General features: G+C 62.6%; 16 protein-coding genes. 6 read left to right on the top strand and 10 right to left on the bottom strand.

Going from position 1 to position 18,951, the window contains the following annotated elements; translation table 11 throughout:
- Nucleotides 1–26 precede the first annotated feature (26 nt).
- The 8 genes from atpD to cbiE form a co-directional block, all read right to left on the bottom strand.
- Nucleotides 27–1,451 carry a F0F1 ATP synthase subunit beta gene (gene atpD, locus AAFO92_RS02945; protein WP_347533154.1) on the bottom strand — a complete coding sequence of 475 codons (1,425 nt, stop codon included), beginning with the start codon at nucleotides 1,449–1,451 and terminating at the stop codon, nucleotides 27–29.
- 22 nt (nucleotides 1,452–1,473) lie between these two features.
- Nucleotides 1,474–2,352 (bottom strand): F0F1 ATP synthase subunit gamma, encoded by an 879-nt coding sequence (locus tag AAFO92_RS02940; protein ID WP_347533153.1) that lies wholly within the window; start codon nucleotides 2,350–2,352, stop codon nucleotides 1,474–1,476.
- Between the two features lie 18 nt (nucleotides 2,353–2,370).
- A complete protein-coding gene (gene atpA, locus AAFO92_RS02935; protein WP_347533152.1) occupies nucleotides 2,371–3,909 on the bottom strand; it encodes a F0F1 ATP synthase subunit alpha in 1,539 nt (512 codons plus the stop codon).
- On the bottom strand, nucleotides 3,910–4,470 hold the full coding sequence (locus AAFO92_RS02930) for a F0F1 ATP synthase subunit delta (protein WP_347533151.1): 561 nt from the start codon (nucleotides 4,468–4,470) through the stop codon (nucleotides 3,910–3,912). It lies immediately after the preceding gene.
- A gap of 511 nt (nucleotides 4,471–4,981) precedes the next feature.
- Complete coding sequence (locus AAFO92_RS02925) at nucleotides 4,982–5,602, bottom strand: hypothetical protein (protein WP_347533150.1); 621 nt, start codon at nucleotides 5,600–5,602, stop codon at nucleotides 4,982–4,984.
- Between the two features lie 359 nt (nucleotides 5,603–5,961).
- Nucleotides 5,962–6,306: a hypothetical protein gene (locus tag AAFO92_RS02920; RefSeq protein WP_347533149.1), complete on the bottom strand. Its 345-nt coding sequence runs from the start codon at nucleotides 6,304–6,306 to the stop codon at nucleotides 5,962–5,964.
- Nucleotides 6,307–6,490: 184 nt separating this feature from the next.
- Complete coding sequence (locus AAFO92_RS02915) at nucleotides 6,491–7,003, bottom strand: DUF6882 domain-containing protein (RefSeq protein ID WP_347533148.1); 513 nt, start codon at nucleotides 7,001–7,003, stop codon at nucleotides 6,491–6,493.
- Between the two features lie 19 nt (nucleotides 7,004–7,022).
- Nucleotides 7,023–8,225 (bottom strand): precorrin-6y C5,15-methyltransferase (decarboxylating) subunit CbiE, encoded by a 1,203-nt coding sequence (gene cbiE, locus AAFO92_RS02910; protein ID WP_347533147.1) that lies wholly within the window; start codon nucleotides 8,223–8,225, stop codon nucleotides 7,023–7,025.
- Between the two features lie 181 nt (nucleotides 8,226–8,406).
- On the opposite strand from cbiE, the gene AAFO92_RS02905 reads away from it, so the two are divergent.
- Complete coding sequence (locus AAFO92_RS02905; RefSeq protein ID WP_347533146.1) at nucleotides 8,407–9,387, top strand: glutathione S-transferase family protein; 981 nt, start codon at nucleotides 8,407–8,409, stop codon at nucleotides 9,385–9,387.
- On the opposite strand, the gene AAFO92_RS02900 is transcribed toward AAFO92_RS02905, so the two are convergent.
- Nucleotides 9,384–9,746, bottom strand: coding sequence for a response regulator (locus AAFO92_RS02900; RefSeq protein ID WP_347533145.1), 363 nt, complete (start codon nucleotides 9,744–9,746; stop codon nucleotides 9,384–9,386). The genes AAFO92_RS02905 and AAFO92_RS02900 overlap by 4 nt on opposite strands.
- A 298-nt stretch (nucleotides 9,747–10,044) precedes the next feature.
- Here AAFO92_RS02900 and AAFO92_RS02895 point away from each other — a divergent pair, with 298 nt between their 5' ends.
- The 4 genes from AAFO92_RS02895 to AAFO92_RS02880 all read left to right on the top strand — a co-directional run bounded on the left by AAFO92_RS02895 (nucleotide 10,045) and on the right by AAFO92_RS02880 (nucleotide 14,560).
- On the top strand, nucleotides 10,045–10,980 hold the full coding sequence (locus AAFO92_RS02895) for a threonine-phosphate decarboxylase (RefSeq protein ID WP_347533144.1): 936 nt from the start codon (nucleotides 10,045–10,047) through the stop codon (nucleotides 10,978–10,980).
- Nucleotides 10,977–11,888 (top strand): adenosylcobinamide-phosphate synthase CbiB, encoded by a 912-nt coding sequence (cbiB, locus tag AAFO92_RS02890; RefSeq protein ID WP_347533143.1) that lies wholly within the window; start codon nucleotides 10,977–10,979, stop codon nucleotides 11,886–11,888. Before AAFO92_RS02895 ends, cbiB begins: the two co-directional genes overlap by 4 nt.
- Before the next feature lie 43 nt (nucleotides 11,889–11,931).
- Nucleotides 11,932–13,098 (top strand): lytic murein transglycosylase, encoded by a 1,167-nt coding sequence (locus tag AAFO92_RS02885; RefSeq protein ID WP_347533142.1) that lies wholly within the window; start codon nucleotides 11,932–11,934, stop codon nucleotides 13,096–13,098.
- Nucleotides 13,099–13,330: 232 nt separating this feature from the next.
- The gene (locus tag AAFO92_RS02880; RefSeq protein ID WP_347533141.1) at nucleotides 13,331–14,560 is read left to right on the top strand and encodes a DMT family transporter; all 1,230 of its coding nucleotides are present in this window, start codon (nucleotides 13,331–13,333) and stop codon (nucleotides 14,558–14,560) included.
- Nucleotides 14,561–14,580: 20 nt separating this feature from the next.
- Here the strand turns inward: AAFO92_RS02880 and smc are convergent, their stop codons facing one another.
- Entirely contained in the window at nucleotides 14,581–18,036 is a 3,456-nt protein-coding gene (smc, locus tag AAFO92_RS02875; RefSeq protein ID WP_347533353.1) for a chromosome segregation protein SMC, read from the bottom strand.
- A gap of 483 nt (nucleotides 18,037–18,519) precedes the next feature.
- Between smc and AAFO92_RS02870 the strand changes: the two genes are divergently transcribed.
- Entirely contained in the window at nucleotides 18,520–18,792 is a 273-nt protein-coding gene (locus AAFO92_RS02870; protein ID WP_347533140.1) for a hypothetical protein, read from the top strand.
- Nucleotides 18,793–18,951: the final 159 nt, after the last annotated feature.

Genomic DNA, 18,951 nt, shown 5'->3' with positions numbered 1-18,951 from the left:
GGTGCGTGCCTGCACGCACCGTCCGCTTACGCCGCGTCGGCAGCCATCTTCTCGGCTTTGGCTTTCACCTCGTCGATGCCACCCACCATGTAGAAGGCGCCTTCGGGCAGGTGGTCGTATTCGCCGGCAACCACCGCCTTGAAGGACGAGATGGTTTCCTCAAGCGGCACCTGCACGCCGGGCGAGCCGGTGAAGACCTGCGCCACGTCGAAGGGCTGGCTGAGGAAACGCTGGATCTTGCGGGCACGGGCCACGGTCAGCTTGTCCTCTTCGCTCAGTTCATCCATGCCGAGAATGGCGATGATGTCCTGCAGCGACTTGTAGCGTTGCAGGATCCCCTGCACGTCACGGGCCACCTTGTAGTGCTCCTCGCCCACGACCGCCGGGTCCATCAGACGCGAGGTACTGTCGAGCGGATCCACCGCCGGGTAGATGCCCAGCTCGGAAATCGCACGGCTGAGAACGGTGGTGGCGTCGAGGTGCGCAAACGAGGTCGCCGGCGCCGGGTCGGTCAGGTCGTCCGCAGGGACGTAGACGGCCTGCACCGAGGTGATCGAACCCGCCTTGGTCGAGGTGATGCGTTCCTGCATCGCGCCCATGTCGGTGGCCAGCGTCGGCTGGTAGCCCACGGCCGAAGGAATACGGCCCAGAAGCGCCGAACATTCCGACCCCGCCTGGGTGAAGCGGAAGATGTTGTCGACGAAGAACAGAACGTCTGTCCCGGACTGGTCGCGGAACTGTTCCGCCAGCGTCAGGCCGGTCAGGGCCACACGCATCCGTGCTCCCGGAGGCTCGTTCATCTGGCCATAGACCAGCGCCACCTGGGATTCTTCCAGGTTGTCGGGTTTGATGACCTCGGATTCAATCATCTCATGGTAGAGGTCGTTACCCTCGCGGGTCCGTTCCCCCACACCGGCGAAAACCGAATAGCCCGAGTGCACCTTGGCGATGTTGTTGATCAGTTCCATGATAAGAACGGTCTTGCCAACGCCGGCGCCGCCGAACAGGCCGATCTTGCCGCCCTTGGCGTAGGGCGCCAGCAGGTCCACCACCTTGATGCCGGTCACAAGGATCTCCGACGTGGTCGACTGCTCATCAAATGTGGGCGCGTCCTGGTGGATGGCGCGGGTGTCAGTGGCCTTGACCGGTCCCTTTTCGTCGATGGGTTCGCCAACGACGTTCAGGATGCGGCCCAGGGTGGCGTTGCCCACGGGCACGGTGATCGGCCCGTCCATGTCGGTTACTTCCTGACCGCGCACCAGCCCCTCGGAGCTGTCCATCGCGATGGTGCGGACGGTGTTTTCACCCAGGTGCTGAGCTACTTCCAGAACCAGGCGCTTGCCATTGTTGTCGGTTTCAAGCGCATTCAGAATTTCGGGCAGGTGGTCGTCAAACTGCACGTCCACCACGGCGCCGATCACCTGCGTGATTTTGCCTTTTGCGTTTGCCATTTCTCGTCTCTCCGGTTTCTCGTCAGAGCGCTTCCGCGCCCGAAATGATTTCAATAAGCTCGTTGGTGATCACGGCCTGGCGCGAACGGTTGAACTGGATCGTCAGCTTGTCGATCATCTCACCCGCGTTCCGGGTGGCGTTGTCCATGGCAGACATCCGTGCCCCCTGTTCCGACGCACCGTTTTCAAGCAGCGCGCTGAAGATCGCCGTGGCCACACCACGCGGCAGCAGCTCCGCAAGGATCGCCTGCTCATCGGGCTCGAAATCGTAGAAGGTGCTGTCATCGGCATCTTCCGCGCTCGTGTCCACATCTGCAGGAATGATCTGCTGCATGGTCGGGATCTGGCTGACCACGTTTTCGAACTTCGAATAGAAGATCTTGGCCACGTCAAATTCACCCGCCTCGAACCGATCCAGAATGCCCGCAGCGATCGACTGCGCGTCGCCATAGCCGACATTCTTGACCTCGGACAGGTCAACATGATCGATGAACAGGTCGCCAAAGTCGCGTTTGATCGCGTCCCGGCCCTTCTTGCCCACGGTGACGATCTTGACGGTCTTGCCTTCTGCCTTCAGCTTTTGCGCTTCGGCCTTGGCCAGCTTGGCGATGTTGCCGTTGAAGCCACCGCACAGACCCCGCTCGGCGGTCATCACCACCAGCAGCTGGGTCTGGTCGCTGCCCGTGCCGCTCAGCAGCTTGGGCGCATTATCGGACGACCCGACAGATGCCGCAAGCTTGGCCATCACGGCGTTGAACCGCTCGGCATAGGGGCGCGACATCTCGGCCTTTTCCTGGGCGCGGCGCAGTTTTGCGGCAGCCACCATCTGCATGGCCTTGGTGATCTTGCGGGTCGATTTGACCGACTCGATCCTGGTTTTAAGGTCCTTAAGACTTGGCATAGGCCCTCAGTCCTTCCCTTAATTGAAGTCGGCGGCGAACTCGTCGATCGCGGCTTTCAGCTTTTCTTCAGCCTCGCCCTTGATCTTGGGATCTTCCTTGGTGAGCCAGTCCAGCACGTCTTTCTTCTTGCTGCGCATGTGGTTCAGAAGACCCTCTTCGAAACGGCCGACCTGATCCACTTTGAGCTTGTCCAGATAGCCGTTGGTGCCCGCGTAGATCACGCAGACGATTTCGGCATTGGTCAGCGGCGAATATTGCGGCTGTTTCATCAGCTCGGTCAGGCGCGCGCCCCGGTTCAGCAGCTGCTGGGTCGCGGCATCGAGGTCGGAACCGAACTGCGCAAAGGCCGCCATCTCACGATACTGCGCCAGCGACAGCTTCACCGGACCGGCGACGGATTTCATCGCGTTGGTCTGGGCTGACGAGCCCACACGGCTGACCGAAAGGCCGGTGTTTACCGCCGGGCGGATGCCCTGGTAGAAGAGTTCCGTTTCCAGGAAGATCTGGCCATCGGTGATCGAGATCACGTTGGTCGGGATAAAGGCCGACACGTCGCCGCCCTGGGTTTCGATGATCGGCAGCGCGGTCAGCGACCCGGCGCCATTGTCCTCGTTCAGCTTGGCCGAACGCTCCAGCAGGCGGGAGTGGAGATAGAAAACGTCACCCGGATAGGCTTCGCGCCCCGGCGGACGGCGCAGCAGCAGCGACATCTGACGGTAGGACACGGCCTGTTTGCTGAGGTCATCATAGACGATCAGCGCGTGGCGGCCATTGTCACGGAAATGCTCGGCCATCGCGGTTGCCGAATAGGGCGCCAGGAACTGCATCGGCGCGGGGTCCGAGGCGGTCGCGGCCACAACGATCGAATATTCCATCGACCCGGCCTCTTCCAGCTTCTTCACCAGCTGCGCCACGGTCGAACGCTTCTGCCCCACGGCCACGTAGACACAGTAGAGCTTCTTCGACTCGTCGTCGCCCGCGGCTTCGTTGTAGGATTTCTGGTTCAGCATCGTGTCCAGCGCCACGGCAGTCTTGCCGGTCTGACGGTCGCCGATGATAAGTTCCCGCTGGCCCCGGCCAATCGGGATCATCGCGTCAACCGATTTAAGGCCGGTCGCCATCGGCTCATGCACCGATTTGCGCGGGATGATGCCCGGCGCCTTGACGTCGGCCAGGCCACGGGTCTTGGTCTTAATCGGGCCCTTGCCGTCCAGCGGGTTACCCAGGGCGTCAACAACACGGCCCAGCAGTTCGTCACCAATCGGCACGTCCACGATCGACTTGGTCCGCTTGACGGTGTCGCCTTCCTTGATGTCCCGGTCGGAACCGAAGATCACGACACCCACGTTGTCCGACTCAAGGTTCAGCGCCATGCCCATGATCGAGCCGGGGAATTCCACCAACTCACCGGCCTGCACATTGTCCAGCCCGTGCACACGCGCGATACCGTCACCGACCGACAGCACGCGGCCTACTTCGGTCACTTCGGCCTCTTTACCGAAATTCTTGATCTGGTCCTTCAGGATCGCAGAAATCTCTGCTGCTTGGATACCCATTTATCCGACCTCTTTCATTGCATTCTGGAGGGAGTTGAGGCGCGAGCGGATCGACGTGTCGATCATTTTCGAGCCCACCTTAACGACAAGACCGCCGATGAGGCTTTCATCAACGGTCGCATTGATCTTTACATCTTTGCCCATGCGGGCCTTCAGCGTCTGGGCCAGCTTGTCGGCCTGCGCGATCGTCAGTTCACGGGCGCTGGTCACCTCGGCGGTCATCTCGCCCTTGTCTTCCGAGATCATCTCCTGCAGCTGCTTTACCAGCTGGGGCAGGACGAACAGGCGCCGCTTGTCGGCCATCAGGCCAAGGCCGTTCTGCAACACGGTCTCAAGGTCCATCTTCTTGCCCAGTGCGGCAATCGCGGCACCCTGATCGGCCCGCGAGATAACGGGGCTGCTGATCAGGTCACGCAGATCGGCGCTGTCGGCAAGGGCTGATTGAAGGTCGCCGAGGTTGGCCTCGAGCTTGTCGAGAGATTTGCCCTCTTTCGAAATCTCGAAAATGGCTGTGGCATAGCGCGCGGCGATGCCGGAAGAAATCGAAGCTGGTTCGGACACGTCCACCCTTCCGATAATCTGGCCCCGGTTTGCTGCCGCCGCGATGGCGTCCTCCGGGGGCGTTTCCTGACGATGGTTTTTTCGTAAAACATCGAAATCCGGCGTGGGTGTAACAGAGCCGTGCGCACCTCGCAAGCCGCTTAGATTAACCTTCTGAAAAGCGAAAAATGTTTGTTTTCAGACCGTTGACGGACATGCGACCGTTTGCACCATTTTAATTGCCCCGCTCAGGGCCCTGAATTCCGCGTTTTGCGCGATTCCTTGGCGTGATCGCCGTCATATTTCGTGAGCAGCCGTTTCCGCTAACAGCATTTACGCGTGGCAGTTCGACATCGTCATGCACGTACCGAAAACCCAAAGATGGAACGACACGTTCAGTTGAGCCACTTGTTAAATATGTATGCGCAGCGGCAGTGAGATAAGCATCGTTATGGCAGGCTGGATTTCGCAGTTGCACGCCCGCCGCCTTATCCGGCGTTTCGCCATCGCCTGCGCGAACTCACGTCGAATCCTAGTTTAGTACGAGCTTTTCGAGTTGATCGATTTGTTCTTGGGTGGCCTGCGTCCGTATCTTCTCCGGCCATGTGCCGCCGTATTTCTCCAGCATCTTCGCATTTTGCTGCCGAACAAAGAGCACGCCTGCGAGATAGGTAATGATCGGACCAAGGAAAACCCATGACAACAAACCTAGTACAAAACTCTGTTCCTTTCGGACGGAATGTGGTTCGTTGATGATCGCCTCATCTCTCGCCTGTTCCATGACACGCAGGGCAAGCTCTACAACCTCGAACTTGAGCCGGTAGTGATCCATAACTGACAGTTTGATTAGCGGTGGGCTGGCGAGCGCGCGGAAAACCAAACCCACATACTGTCCGGACAATGAGACATACGCGGTCTCCCTCCCAAAAACAGCGTTCACGAACCGCCCCAAGCGTCTGACCTCTCGTGCCCGGTTGCGCGCGACCTGATCGGCGGCGACCCGAATATAAGCATAAAACTCTTCTGCTTCGATCCGCGACAGCTTAAGGCCCTGCCTCGTTCCGTCCCCATTCAGCAATCCACCCGCCTGCCATCCAATCGTGGGTTTTGGATTGCCCTTCGTCGCGACTATCACCGGCAGTTTCTTTACCATTCTTCCACGCACTCGTTGATGATGTAACCGTCGTCGTTCCCTATTGGGGCCCATGTCGGAGTGCAAGACTGATCTGTCTTGCCAGCTTACTCTCGGAATGACAGGCGGCGTTCCAGCCCGCCACCCTCACCTTGCCACCAGAAGCGGGAATGGTGGGCCATTCATTCGGAAACAGAGAACCCTGCAAGAGCGCTTGGCGGCTAAGTTTGTGACCGAAGCGGACGTCGTGTGCCACCCTTGATGACGGCCTCCCGAACGAAATGGGGGGACCTGTGCCCGGTCCGGCCCTTGCGCCCCCGTCAGATTATGGTTCCTGATGTTTCCCACCTAGATGCGGTACGGCTTGCTCGTTTCGAGTGTTATTCCAGCAGGGCGACGGGCGCGTCCGGGGCGCGATAGAAATCCAGCGGCTGGCGGTCGGCGGCCTCGGTCGTGCGCTTGTATTCGAACTCGATCTCGTCACCCTCTTCGCCGCTGGCGATGATCAGGCAACGCGCCAGGTGCCGGGTGCCGTCAAACAGATCGACCAGCCCGCGCAGATGCGGCGCCTCCTCCGCGTCGAGGGAGAAACCGTTTTCCCAACTGCGCAGGATCTTGTACTGCACATCCCCTGCCCGCACGTTCAGGCGGCTGCTTTTCTTCAACGCAGCCTTGCGCGCGGCATCAAGGCCGGCCTGCACTTCGGGGGATAGAAACGTCGACATGGTACGATTCCCTGGCGAATACCGGTCAAGAATGTCGCACAGCTTCGTAACGGTCACGTTAAATCTTGTGAATTCCGGTATTTAGGACCGCTGCGTCGCTTTTCGACCCTGAGCACGCGCCACAATAAGACTGCAAACCGCTCATTGTTTCCAAAACCCGAACAACCTTCCGCCCCGGCGCGGGCTAATCGTAAGGTTTTGTATTCTCGGGGTAAAACCAGACCAGGCAAACGGACCCGCCACCGCCATGATCACCGATGAAGACACCATCGGCATGGGCAAGATAGGCGGCGATGGCGGTGTATTCCTCGGCCTGCTTGCGCGACGCCTTGCCACCGCGGGTCAGCAACTCGCTGATTTCCTGGAGGTCGCCATAGCGCTGCGCGGCCCAGGCCGCCTGTTGCAGCGGCTGCGGCACCGACGGATGCCCCCAGCCCCACATGAAAGAGCCGTCATCCGAAAAGGTGCCCGCGACCTGGGCCCATAGAGTCAGTGCGTCCTGTGCCTCGGACCGAAGGACCAGAGCACCGGTTTCAAGGTCCAGCTCGAATCCCGACACCACGGGCAGGGGGTTCTTCTGTTTGACGTCGGCGACATAGGCCTTCGCCTCCCGGCTCAGCTTCTTGTAGGTCTTGGGAATTTTCCGAACACCCTGATCCGCCTTACGGTTCACGAACTCTGCCAGAAAATCTCTCATCTCCACCCTTTGCTGCCGGCTATCGCTTGATCCGGCTCCATTGCAGCACCGGCGCCAGCTTGTGCCACACGATTCCGTCGGCATCCGCATCCGCCCGTTCAACCGCCAGCTTCACCAAATCACCACCATGGCGGCGGTGCAAGCACTGCAAGAGCGTTTCGTCGTCACCGGTAACGGCATTGCACACCATCCGGCCCAGCGGCCGCAGGGCCGACCAGGCGGCCGAGACGGTCGCTTCGGCAAGGCCGCCACCGATGAAAATCGCATCCGGCGCCTCGAGGCCCTGAAACGCCTCCGGCGCCGTGCCCGCGACCAGTTCCAGCCGCGGCACCCCCAACGCAAGCGCGTTCGCCGCCGCCATGGCCCGCCGGTCCGCGCGCGGTTCGATCCCCACGGCGCGGGCGTACCGCGCGCCGCGCATCCATTCGACAGCGACCGAACCACACCCGGTGCCTACATCCCACAGAAGTGCCCCGCGCATCGGCATCAGCTTGGCCAGCGTTGTCGCGCGCACCTCCTGGCGGGTCATCGTTTCATCGCTTTGAAACAGCGCGTCGGCCAAGCCGGGAACCCGCGGCAGCAGCGCGGCATCGGTGGCCGCCACGCAATCGACCGCCAGCGTGTTGAATGCCGGCACCGTGTGGCTCCAGCTATCGGCCCTGCCGTCAAATCGGATTTCATCCGCGCCGCCCATCGCCGCCAGCACCGTCATCGGCGATTTGCCAAAACCCCGCTCCGTCAGGAAACGGGCGATCCGGGCCGGGGTGTCCTCGCCGGTTGTCAGGATCAGCAGCCGGGCACCGGGCTGGATAAAGGCAATCATCTGTTCCACCGGGCGGCCGTGCACGGTCAGGGTTTCCAGGTCCGCCATCGACCAACCCATGCGCGCGGCGGCCAGCTGAAAGGCGCTGAGCTGCGGATGATATGTGATCTCAGCGGGATCAATCGCCCGGCCGATCCGCGCGCCGATGGAAAACCACAGCGGATCGCCCGTGGCCATCACCACGACGCGCCGGTCGCGAAGCGCCCGGAGCAGTTCGATCAGCGCGTCGAAGGTTTCGGGCCAGTCCAGGCGTTCCGCGGTCAGCCCGTCGGATAGTGTTTCGTGCCGATCTCCTCCCACGATCACCTGGGCCGATTCAACGACCGCACGCGTGGCCGGCAGCAACCCGGCCATACCGTCCTCGCCGATGCCAACGATATGCAGCCATGTCTCAGACATCCCGTGCCTCCTTGCGGGCAGATTTCTGCGTTCAGCAAACGCTGCGGTACCGTCTACGGTGCCGGACCCCACTTGCAAAGAGGTAACCGGCGCTTGTGCGAATACGCACCGACCCTGCGCGGCCAACCGGGTTTCGGCCCGGCGCGGAAGTTCTAGATTTGCCGCAGAAGGAGAGTGCATTATGGGCCAACTGGTAAACGGCGTCTGGGAAGACAGCTGGTACGACACCAAATCATCAGGTGGAAAATTCAAGCGATCCACCGCCACATTCCGCAACTGGATCACGCCGGACGGCGCGCCCGGCCCCTCGGGCACAGGCGGGTTTCCGGCGGAAACCGGGCGCTATCACCTCTATGTCTCCTATGCCTGTCCCTGGGCGCACCGTACGCTGATCTTTCGCGCGCTCAAGGGGCTGGAGGAGCATATCGGCGTGTCGGTCGTGCACCCGGATATGCTGTCCGATGGCTGGAGCTTTGACGACGGTTTCCCGGGGGCGACGGGTGACACGCTCTATGGCCTGCCCTTCGCGCGCGACATTTACCGCAAGGCCGATCCGAAAATTTCGGGCCGGGTGACGGTACCGATCCTCTGGGACAAGAAACGCGAAACAATCGTCTCGAACGAAAGCTCCGAGATCATTCGGATGTTTGACAGCGCCTTCGACGGCCTGACGGGCAACACTCTCAGCTTCTGGCCGGAAGATCTGCGCGCGGCGATCGACCCCGTCAACCAGCGCATCTACGCTACCGTCAACAACGGTGTCTACAAGGCCGGGTTTGCCACCTCGCAGGCGGCCTACGACGCCGCGGTTGTTCCGCTCTTCGACAGCCTCGACTGGCTGGAGGAACGCCTGGGCACCAGCCGTTACCTGATGGGAGACCGCCTTACCGAAGCGGATTGGCGTCTCTTTACCACGCTGATACGGTTCGACCTCGTCTATCACCTGCATTTCAAATGCAACCGCGCCCGGATTATCGACTATCCGAACCTCTGGGGGTATCTGCGTGAGTTGTATCAATGGCCAGGCGTCGCCGGGACAGTTCATTTCGATCACATTGTCCGGCATTACCACTACAGCCACGAGACGGTGAATCCGAACCGCATCATCCCGATCAACCCGGTCATCGATTTCGATGCGCCGCATGGGCGCGATAGATCTTAGCAGGCGCGGCCGTAATGCTCGACCATCGCGGTCAGATCTTCGGGCGGCGTGTCGGTCTGCAGATAGGCGCACGCATTTGCGCTGAGGTTGAAAATCGAGCCGTCCGAGAAAAAGGACGTATCGGTGACGAAAATGACCTGGGTCTTGGGATAGCGGTAGCTGGCCAGATCGGCGATCGCAAAGGCACTTCCCTGGTCCAGCACCAGGTCCAGGACGATGATATCGAACCGTTGCGTCTGTAGCGCGCTGACCGCTCCCGCCTGGCTCTGTTCCAGGCGCACTTCCAGCCCCTGGCGTTCCATGTGTCTTTTCCACAAGCCACCCAAATCCGGCTGGCTTTCAACAATCAATACTTTCATGCCCGCTCCATTCGAGTTGTCAAAACTACCAATATTCGAGCCAAAATACCTATACCAACACCTTCCGTGATTGACCCCATTCGTTAACAAATGATTAACGGTTGCAGTTTGTGTTCGACGCCGGTTGCCGAAGCGGGCGAATTGCGCGAAATTCCGCCGGAATGAGCCGGGATGACCGGTTTCGTACCTGAGAATTGACTCAAGCCCGTGAAAACACGGCAGAAACCAGAGCCGGGATTCGGTAGGCAGTTTGGCCCATGATGACATCCGATCCCAATAAAGAAAGGGTCCGAAGGCAATGAAGCCAGCCCGAGACCACGGCGGCGGTGTGGATGCCGCAATCGTGCTTTACGGCGGAGAGCGCGCCGCCTGGCTCGATCTGTCGACCGGGATCAACCCGCAGCCATACCCGTTGCCGGAAATCCCCGCGCAGTCGTGGAACAACCTGCCCGACCACGCTGCTGCGGCCGCGCTGGAACAGGCCGCGCGGTCATTCTGGCGCATACCGGATGGCTGCGGCGTACTTGCGGCGCCGGGGGCGTCGGCGCTGATTGCCCGCCTGCCGGGCCTGACGCCGCCCGGTGTCGTCGACATCCCCGCCCCCACCTACAATGAACACGCTGCCGCGTTTTCCGCACATGGCTGGCGGCAAGGCCAGGACGGCGCGCAGGCAAAGGTCATCGTGCATCCCAACAACCCGACGGGCCACTGGTACAGCCCGGCGGACCTGAGCGCGTCCTTCATGGTGATCGACGAAAGCTTTGCCGACGTGGATCCGGCGCGGTCGATGGTGGCCTTCGCGGATCAGCCGGGGCGGATCGTCCTGAAGAGCTTTGGCAAGTTCTGGGGTCTGGCGGGGCTGCGCCTGGGTTTTGCGATCGGGCCAACCGACCTGATCGAAAGGCTCGCGCAGATGCTGGGGCCCTGGCCGGTTTCCGGCCCCGCCCAGGTGATCGCCACCGCCGCCCTGCGCGATTCCGATTGGGCGCAGGCCACACGGGACCGTCTGCAGCGGGACACGGATCGGCTGGATACGCTCATGCTGTCCGCAGGCGCCTCGCTCGAGGGGGGAACGACGCTCTTTCGTCTCTACCGTGTGAATGACGCCGCCGCCTGGCAGGACCGGTTTGCGCGCCACCATGTCTGGTCCCGCATCTTCCCCTATTCCAACACGCTGTTCCGCCTTGGCCTGCCCGGACCGGATCGCTGGCAACAGCTTGAGGCCGCTTTATGAGCGCGGCGCTGGTTCTCGCACTGGCGATGATATTGGACGCGGTGCTGGGCGAGCCGCGCTGGCTTTGGTCCCGCGTGCCGCATCCTGCGGTGCTGATGGGCCGCCTGGTGGGTCAGGTTGATCGGCACTTGAACAGGGGCAGCGCCCGAAGGGCGCGCGGCATGTTGGCGGTAATCATGCTGGCGGGCGCTGCGATCCTGCTGGGTTACGTGCTGTCATGTTTCGGCGCGCTGGTCGAATTGATCGTCCTCGCGATCTTGCTGGCGCATAAATCGCTGGTGGACCACGTGCGGGCGGTGGCGGATGCGCTGCGGATCTCGCTGGGGGATGGACGGCTGGCCGTGGCCATGATCGTGGGGCGCGACACCGCCGGGATGGATGCACCCGCGATTGCGCGCGGCGCCATTGAATCAGCTGCCGAAAACTTCTCTGACGGGGTGATCGCTCCTGCCTTCTGGTTTCTGATCGGCGGGTTGCCCGGATTGCTGCTCTACAAGATCACAAACACCGCTGACAGCATGATCGGCTATCGCAACGAACGCTATGCAGAATTCGGCTGGGCCGCCGCGCGGTTCGACGATCTGCTGAACCTGATCCCCGCGCGACTGACAGCGGCGATGATCGCGCTCAGCCACCGGGCGCATGACTGGCAGGCGATTGCCTGCGATGCCGGCCTGCACCGGTCGCCCAATGCCGGCTGGCCCGAGGCCGCCATGGCCCGGGCGCTCGGGGTGGCGCTGTCGGGACCACGCTCTTATGACGGGCAGATGCGCGACTTTCCCTATGTAAACGCCACCGGCAAGACCGCGATCGGCGCGCCCGAGATCGACGCCGCCTGCGCCGCGCTGTGGCGCACATGGGCAACAGCGCTCGTTGCAATTATGGCCGCCGCGGTTGTCATAGGCTGATGCCGCCCCTAGTTTGGCCGGATTGAAATGGCCCGGAGAGATCATGCGCATCCTCAGTCTTGTCGCCGCCATCGGTCTGGCTCCCCTTGCCGCTCACGCAAACTGTGGCGGCAGTTTCGACAGTTTCGTCAAGAACATGAAGGCCGAAGCGATTGCACTCGGCCACGGTGCGACCAGCGTCGATCGCTTCTTCGCCACGGTCAAACCAGATCAGAAGGTTATCGACGCGGACCGGCGGCAAGGTGTCTTTCAACTGAATTTCACCGAGTTTTCGCGCCGCCTCATCAGCCGAAGCCGCCTGAATACCGGGGCTGCCAAGGTGCAGGAGTTCGAAAGCACCTTCAAGCGGATCATCGACGATTACGGCGTGTCCCCGGGTGTGCTGCTGGCCTTCTGGGCGTTCGAGACCGATTACGGCTCGTTCCAGGGGGATTTCAACACGCTGAATGCCCTCGTTACGCTGGCCCATGATTGCCGCCGTCCCGAGCTTTTCCGCCCGCAGGTCTTTGCCGCGCTGAAACTCTTTGAGCGTGGCGATTTCGACCCCGTAAACACCACCGGCGCCTGGGCCGGTGAAATCGGCATGGTCCAGATGCTGCCCCAGGACATCCTGGACAACGGCGTGGATGGCGATGGCGACGGCAAGATAAGCCTCAAGACTTCCGCACCTGACGCGCTTTTGTCCGGCGCCAAGATGCTGTCGCATCTGGGCTGGCACCCGCATGAGCCCTGGCTGCAGGAGGTTTCGGTTCCGGACAATCTGGACTGGTCCCAGACCGGATTGCGCACCACGAGACCCGCATCGGAATGGGCTGCCCTTGGGGTCACCTCGCTTGACGGCAAGATCGCGGGCCCCCTGCCCGCCAGCATCATCCTGCCGCAGGGCCGCAAGGGCCCGGCCTTTCTGGCCTACCCGAATTTCAACGTCTATTTCGAGTGGAACCAGAGCTTTACCTACGTCCTGACCGCCGCCTATTTCGCCAACCGCCTCCAGGGGTCACCAATCTTTACCCCGGGCAATCCAGATCCCGGTCTCAACGGGGCAGAGATGAAACAGCTGCAGCGGAAACTGTCGGATCGCGGATATGACGTGGGCAAGATCGACGGCATCCTGGGTGCGGGGACACGCGCCGCCGTTCAGGCCGTTCAGGCCGAGCTTGGACTGCCCGCCGATGCCTGGCCGACCAAGGCGCTGTTGTCCAGACTGTGAAACATTGCCCGCCGCCGCGGAACGTCTCAGCGGCACGCATTATCAGAAATGTAACACATCTCTCACGCCTGTGATGACGCGAGAAGATCTTCAAGGCATTGTTTTTTATATATATTTAGGTAATCACAGCGCCGTGATATCTATTTTACCGCCAACATGAAATTATTTCGGGCGGTCAACCGTATCTATTCCAACTGCACACAAGCAAGGGCATGCGCCCGTTGGACAGAACATGATACGGAACGGCACAATTCACCTGAATGACGGGATCGCGCGACAGCTCGGCCTGTCCGCGCCTTCGAAGGCAGCCCTTGGCGCGATGGCGGCCTGGGTTGCGGTGTTCATCTATGCCGCGTCCAACTCGATCGTGACACTCCTCGTGAATATCGGCGAGGCCAACCCGCTGGCCGGGGGCGGCAATGCGATCACCTACACCAATCTCTACCTGATCGGCTCGCTGCTTTCCCTGCTGCCGATGGTGCTGCTCTACCGCCGCGATCTGACCCGGGCCAAGCTGCGGCGACTGACGCCGCGCCACTGGCGTCTGCTGATCGTCTCCGCCATCCTGTCCTCGGTCCTGACGCCGGGCCTGTTCTTCTATGCGCTCGAACATACGACGGTGACCAATATCGTGCTGGTGGGCCGGATCGAACCGCCGCTCTTTCTTCTGGCGACCTGGCTGTTGCTGCGTGAACGCCTGAATCCCTGGGCGATGCTGGCGGGTCTCATTGCGCTTGCCGGCGCAATCGTGGTGATCGGCACCGGCAGCAATGCGGGCACGTTCACCTTGGGCAAGGGAGAAGTGGCCACCGTGGCCGCGACCCTTTCCTTCATCGCTTCAACCATCGTGACGCGCGCGGGGCTGCGCGACGCACCCATCGGCATCTTTGCGGTGTTCCGCACGGTGATCGGTGCCAGCCTGTATTTCCTGCTCGTCGCGGCACTGTTCGGCCCCACCCAGTTCCAAGGCATCTTCGAACCGGTCGTCTGGCAATGGGTCTGGCTCTATGCGTTCATCGTCATCGTCTTGGGGCAAATCGCCTGGAATTACGGGCTGAAACATGCCCGCGCCGAAGATGTCTCTCTGGCCACGTCATTTTCACCGCTGGCCGCGATCCTGATCGCGATGATCCTGCTGGGCGAAGATCCCGGGCCCGGCCTGATCCCCGGCGCGGCGATTATCCTTGTGGCCATCGCCATCGGTCATTTCGGCAGAAACGCGGACGATCGCGCAAGCGCCACAGCCAAGGACCAAACGGCTGTCATCCGTCCTCATTGGGAGAGTGCGGGATGGGCGCACAGCCCGATGGCGGTCCGGCCCCTTGTCAGCCAAGCTGTGTTTGCCTCTCCTCCAGGAGGCAAATACGCTGCGACAAGGGGTCGGGCTGGACCATCTCTTGCACTGCCCCTTCGGCATCGGAATCGCCCGTCATTCCCGGGGCAGTCGCTGAACAGCAGTTAGCCGGCCTCCGGGCGATCGCCTCAGGCGACCATCTGCTCGGCTTTCTTGAGATCGACGCTGACCAGTTGACTGACACCCTGCTCCGCCATCGTCACACCAAAGAGCCGGTCCATCCGGCTCATCGTGACCGCATGGTGGGTGATGATAAGAAAGCGCGTTTCGGTCCGGCGGCACATCTCGTCCAGCAGGTCGCAGAACCGGCCGACATTGGCATCGTCCAGCGGAGCATCGACCTCGTCCAGCACACAGATCGGCGCCGGGTTGGCCAGGAACACGGCAAAGATCAGCGCCAGCGCGGTCAGGGTCTGTTCGCCCCCTGACAACAGGCTCAGCGTCGCCAGTTTCTTGCCCGGCGGCTGGCACATGATCTCCAGCCCCGCATCCAGCGGATCGTCGCTTTCGACCATCACGAGGTTGGCCTCGCCGCCGCCGAACAGGTGTTTGAACAGCATCGAGAAATTGCTGTTCACCTGCTCGAACGCGGTCAAGAGCCGCTCGCGTCCTTCGCGGTTGAGGCTGGCAATGCCGCTGCGCAGTGTCTTGATCGCCTCTTCCAGGTCAGTCTTTTCCGTGAGCAGTGACTGATGTTCTTCTTCGACCTCGCGGGCATCTTCCTCGGCCCGCAGATTTACTGCCCCCAACGCATCGCGCTGGCGTTTCAGCCGGTTCACATCCGCCTCGATCGCATCCGCGGCGGGCATGTTCTGCGGATCTGCATTCAGCGTCTCCAACAGGCGGTCGGGGGTGGTCTCCTGGTCTTCGCTGATGCGATCGGCCGCGTGGCCCAATGTCTCGCGGGCGGCTTCGAACCGCGCCTCGGACCGCGCCCGTGCCTCGCGTGCCTCGCTGGCGGTCCGCTCCGCGTTCCGTTCGGCCTCGACAGCCTGCCGAGCAGCGGCCTCGGCGGAAGACAATGCATCGGTGGCCTCTGCCCGGCGCGCCTCGGCCTTGTCGATCTCTGCGCCCAGTTCGCTGCGCCTGGCGGCAATCTCGTCGGGCGCGGCCATCGCCTGGGTCAGCTCGGTCTCGGACGCTTCCTTGCGGGCGGCCAGTTCGGTGCTGCGTTTCTCGGCGGTCTCGAGACGGTGCCGCCAGCCGCTGAGCTCCTTGGTGACCTCCTGCGCGCGCCGTGTCCGGGCCTCTCCCTCGCGGCGCAGTTCGTCATGCGACGACCGTTTCGCCATCATCGTCATGCGCGCGGCCTCGACCGTCATCTTGACGTCCTCGACACCGGCCCGCGCCGCGTCCAGATCCCCCAGATCAGCCAGGCCTTTCTCGGCCTCGGCCAGCTGCGCACGCGCGCTCATCGCTTCTTCTTCGTGGCGCGTGACCGCCAGCCCCAGCGACTCCAGCCGCGATTGCGCCAGGTTTCGGTCAGCCTCGGCCCTGGAAAGCGCCCGGTTGGCCTCGTTCACCGCCACATCCGCCAGGCGCCGGGCCTGGCGTGCATCGGCATCAGCCTTGGTGACATCGGCCAGCTTGACGCCCAATGCCTCATGCGCCAGCCGCGCACCATCGGCCCGCGCCGTGGCATGTTCCAGCTCCTGTTTCAGGACTTCCAGGCGATTGAGTTGCTGCAGCCGAAGCGCCGCCGCGCTTGGTGCATCCTCGGCCCAGGCGCGGAACCCGTCCCACCGCCAGAGGTCGCCCTGAAGGCTGACCAGCCGCTGGCCGGGTTTCAGATCGGCCTGCAGCCGCGGGCCATCCTCGGCCTCGACCAGCCCGATCTGGCTCATCCGCCGCGCCAGAACCTCGGGCACTGACACATAGTTCGACAGCGCGTTGACCCCGTCGGGCAGTGGCTGCGCCTGCGCATAGCCCGCCAGCGCGACCCAGCCCGACGGGCCATCGCCGCGGACCTCGGGGGCGCGCAGATCGTCGGCCAGCGCCGCCCCGAGCGCCTTTTCGTATCCAGAGTCGACCTTGAGCCGGTCCATGATCTGCCCGCCCTCGGCGGTGTCACGCTCGACCAGCTTGGCGAGCGCCGTGACCTCGGCGCGCAACGCATTGACTTCGCCTTCCGCCTCGGAACGCTCGGCGCGCGCCTCGGCCTCTTTCGCCTGGGTATCTGCCCTGGCATCATCGGCGGCAATCAGCGCGTCCTCCGCGGCCTGCGATGCGGCGATGGCAGCCTGTTCGGATACCTGTGCGGCGTCGTGATCCGTGCGCGCCTTCTCCAGCGCCTCCTGCGAGGCGGCCACGGCGTCACGGGCGCGCGCGGCCTCGGCCTCGGATTTCTCAAGCGTCTTCCGGCTGTCGCTCAACAGGCGTTGCGCCGACTGGTGGCGCGCGGCCAAGCGGGCCACGTCTTCGGTCAACTGGCTCAGATCGCTTTCGCGCTGCTGCAGGATGTTTGCCGCGTCGCGCGCTTCCTCCGACGCCGCTTCAAGGCGCGCTTCGTGGCCCTCGCTGGCCTTGCTCAGCTCAGTCGCTTCCCATTCCAGCCGTTCGATGGTCTCACCCGCGTCGCGATTCAAACCGCTTTCGCGTTCGATGTCATGGGCAAGCTGCTCGATCCGGTTCTGCAGCGTTTCGATCCGGTCGCGCGCCCCGGCTTCCTGCTCGTTGAGTGTATCGCGCTGCACCTGAAGGCGTTGCAGGATGGCCGCGGCAATCGCCTCTTCCTCGCGCAGGGGCGGCAGGGCCTCGTCGGATTTCTGCCGCAGCTTTGCGGCCTCCCGCGCCGCGCTTTCGGCCTGTGCCGCCGCGGTCGTGCGTTCGCGCAGTTCCGCCTCGGCCCGGGCGCAGGCCTCGTCCGCCTCTTTCCAGCGCCGATAGAGCAGCAGCCCCTCGGCCTGCCGCAGCTCTTCGCCGATCGCCCGGTACCGCGCCGCCTGCCGCGCCTGGCGCGCCAGCTGCGCCAGTTGCCCGGCCAGCTGTTCGATCACGTCATCGACGCGGGTCAGGTTGGTTTCCGCCCCTTTCAGCTTCAGCTCGGCCTCGTGACGGCGCTGATAAAGGCCCGAAATCCCCGCCGCCTCTTCCAGAATACGCCGTCGCGCCTTGGGCTTGGCGTTGATCAGCTCGCTGATCTGGCCCTGCCGCACCAGCGCCGGGCTGTGCGCCCCGGTCGAGGCATCGGCAAACAGCATCTGCACGTCGCGCGCGCGCACATCCTTGCCATTGACCTTGTAGGCGCTGCCCACGTCGCGGGTGATCCGGCGCACGATCTCGATATGATCGGCATCGTTGAACCCGGCGGGCGCCAGCCGGTCGGCATTGTCGATATGCACGCTGACCTCGGCGAAATTGCGCGCCGGCCGCGTCGCGGCCCCGGCAAAGATCACATCCTCCATGCCGCCGCCGCGCATCGCCGTCGGCCGGTTTTCCCCCATCACCCAACGCAACGCCTCCAGCAGGTTCGACTTGCCGCAGCCATTGGGGCCCACAACCCCGGTCAGCCCGTCCGCGATGAACAGGTCAGTCGGGTCGACAAAGCTCTTGAAGCCGGTCAGTCTGAGCTTGGAAAACTGCAATATCGCGCCCTGGTCAAATGATTCCGTATCATTCGGAATGTGACGATGCGAAACCTCATCTGTCAACGCAATACCACTGGATATGGCGTATCCGGCCCACTTATCCACAAGATTATGGGGCTCGATGGCGAAATCCTGCAGACAACCGCGCGTCATGAGGCAGCGGCCCTGCAGGCCAGAATAACCAGTGAAATTAGTTTCATTGGCAGCTATCGCGCACCTTCGCCCAGAACTCGGAAAGATTGTTTCCTAAAAAACGAAAACAAATTGCTTTGAACCAATCCGGCACGCCTTCGGGATGATAACCGCATAAAATCGCCACATTCGAAACTAAACTTAGAGGAGAGGTGGTGGCGTCAATTACCTATTGGAGTTGAGTCATGTTCTCAATCACTTCCACTAAGAAATCTAAGATATTACCAGCGTTCATTCTGGCCTCGGGCCTTCTGATTCCAAACACATTCGCACTGGCCGAGGGTGGGGGTGGCGACAATGGCGGAGGTGGCGCGGGCGGGGGCGTCGGTGGCGCGGTTGGCGGCGTCGGTGGCGCAGTCGGCGGGGCGGTCGGCGGGGCCGTTGGCGGCGGCGCTGGTGCCGGTGGTGCAGGTGCCGGCGGTGGTGTTGGCGCAGGGGCGGGTGTCGGCGGGGGTGTTGGCGCCGGGGCTGGTGTCGGCGGTGGTGTTGGTGCTGGTGCCGGAGGGGTCGGCGCAGGTGTCGGCGCAGGTGTTGGCGGCAGCGTCGGCGGTATCGGCGTAGGTGTTGGCGCAGGTGTCGGTGCCAGCGTCGGCGGAAGCGTCGGCGGTGGGACATCCGGCAGCTCCGGTAACACCGGCAGCAGCAGTAGCAGCTCTGATACCGCAAGTACCGGCTCTACGACCGGAAGTTCCAGCGCAACCAACAAGCGAAACGTCTCTG

Source organism: Roseovarius sp. CAU 1744, assembly GCF_039839345.1.
Lineage (GTDB): Bacteria > Pseudomonadota > Alphaproteobacteria > Rhodobacterales > Rhodobacteraceae > Roseovarius.
Note: the sequence above shows the minus strand (reverse complement) of the source record. Positions and strands in the feature narration are given on the sequence as shown.

Bases quoted from the DNA above. Each gene is read 5' to 3' on its own strand.
- AAFO92_RS02940 (WP_347533153.1), bottom strand. From the start codon at position 2,352: ATGCCAAGTCTTAAGGACCTTAAAACCAGGATCGAGTCGGTCAAATCG.
- AAFO92_RS02925 (WP_347533150.1), bottom strand. From the start codon at position 5,602: ATGGTAAAGAAACTGCCGGTGATAGTCGCGACGAAGGGCAATCCAAAA.
- AAFO92_RS02915 (WP_347533148.1), bottom strand. From the start codon at position 7,003: ATGAGAGATTTTCTGGCAGAGTTCGTGAACCGTAAGGCGGATCAGGGT.
- cbiE (WP_347533147.1), bottom strand. From the start codon at position 8,225: ATGTCTGAGACATGGCTGCATATCGTTGGCATCGGCGAGGACGGTATG.
- AAFO92_RS02880 (WP_347533141.1), top strand. From the start codon at position 13,331: ATGATACGGAACGGCACAATTCACCTGAATGACGGGATCGCGCGACAG.
- AAFO92_RS02900 (WP_347533145.1), bottom strand. From the start codon at position 9,746: ATGAAAGTATTGATTGTTGAAAGCCAGCCGGATTTGGGTGGCTTGTGG.
- AAFO92_RS02895 (WP_347533144.1), top strand. From the start codon at position 10,045: ATGAAGCCAGCCCGAGACCACGGCGGCGGTGTGGATGCCGCAATCGTG.
- AAFO92_RS02885 (WP_347533142.1), top strand. From the start codon at position 11,932: ATGCGCATCCTCAGTCTTGTCGCCGCCATCGGTCTGGCTCCCCTTGCC.
- atpD (WP_347533154.1), bottom strand. From the start codon at position 1,451: ATGGCAAACGCAAAAGGCAAAATCACGCAGGTGATCGGCGCCGTGGTG.
- atpA (WP_347533152.1), bottom strand. From the start codon at position 3,909: ATGGGTATCCAAGCAGCAGAGATTTCTGCGATCCTGAAGGACCAGATC.
- AAFO92_RS02905 (WP_347533146.1), top strand. From the start codon at position 8,407: ATGGGCCAACTGGTAAACGGCGTCTGGGAAGACAGCTGGTACGACACC.
- AAFO92_RS02920 (WP_347533149.1), bottom strand. From the start codon at position 6,306: ATGTCGACGTTTCTATCCCCCGAAGTGCAGGCCGGCCTTGATGCCGCG.
- cbiB (WP_347533143.1), top strand. From the start codon at position 10,977: ATGAGCGCGGCGCTGGTTCTCGCACTGGCGATGATATTGGACGCGGTG.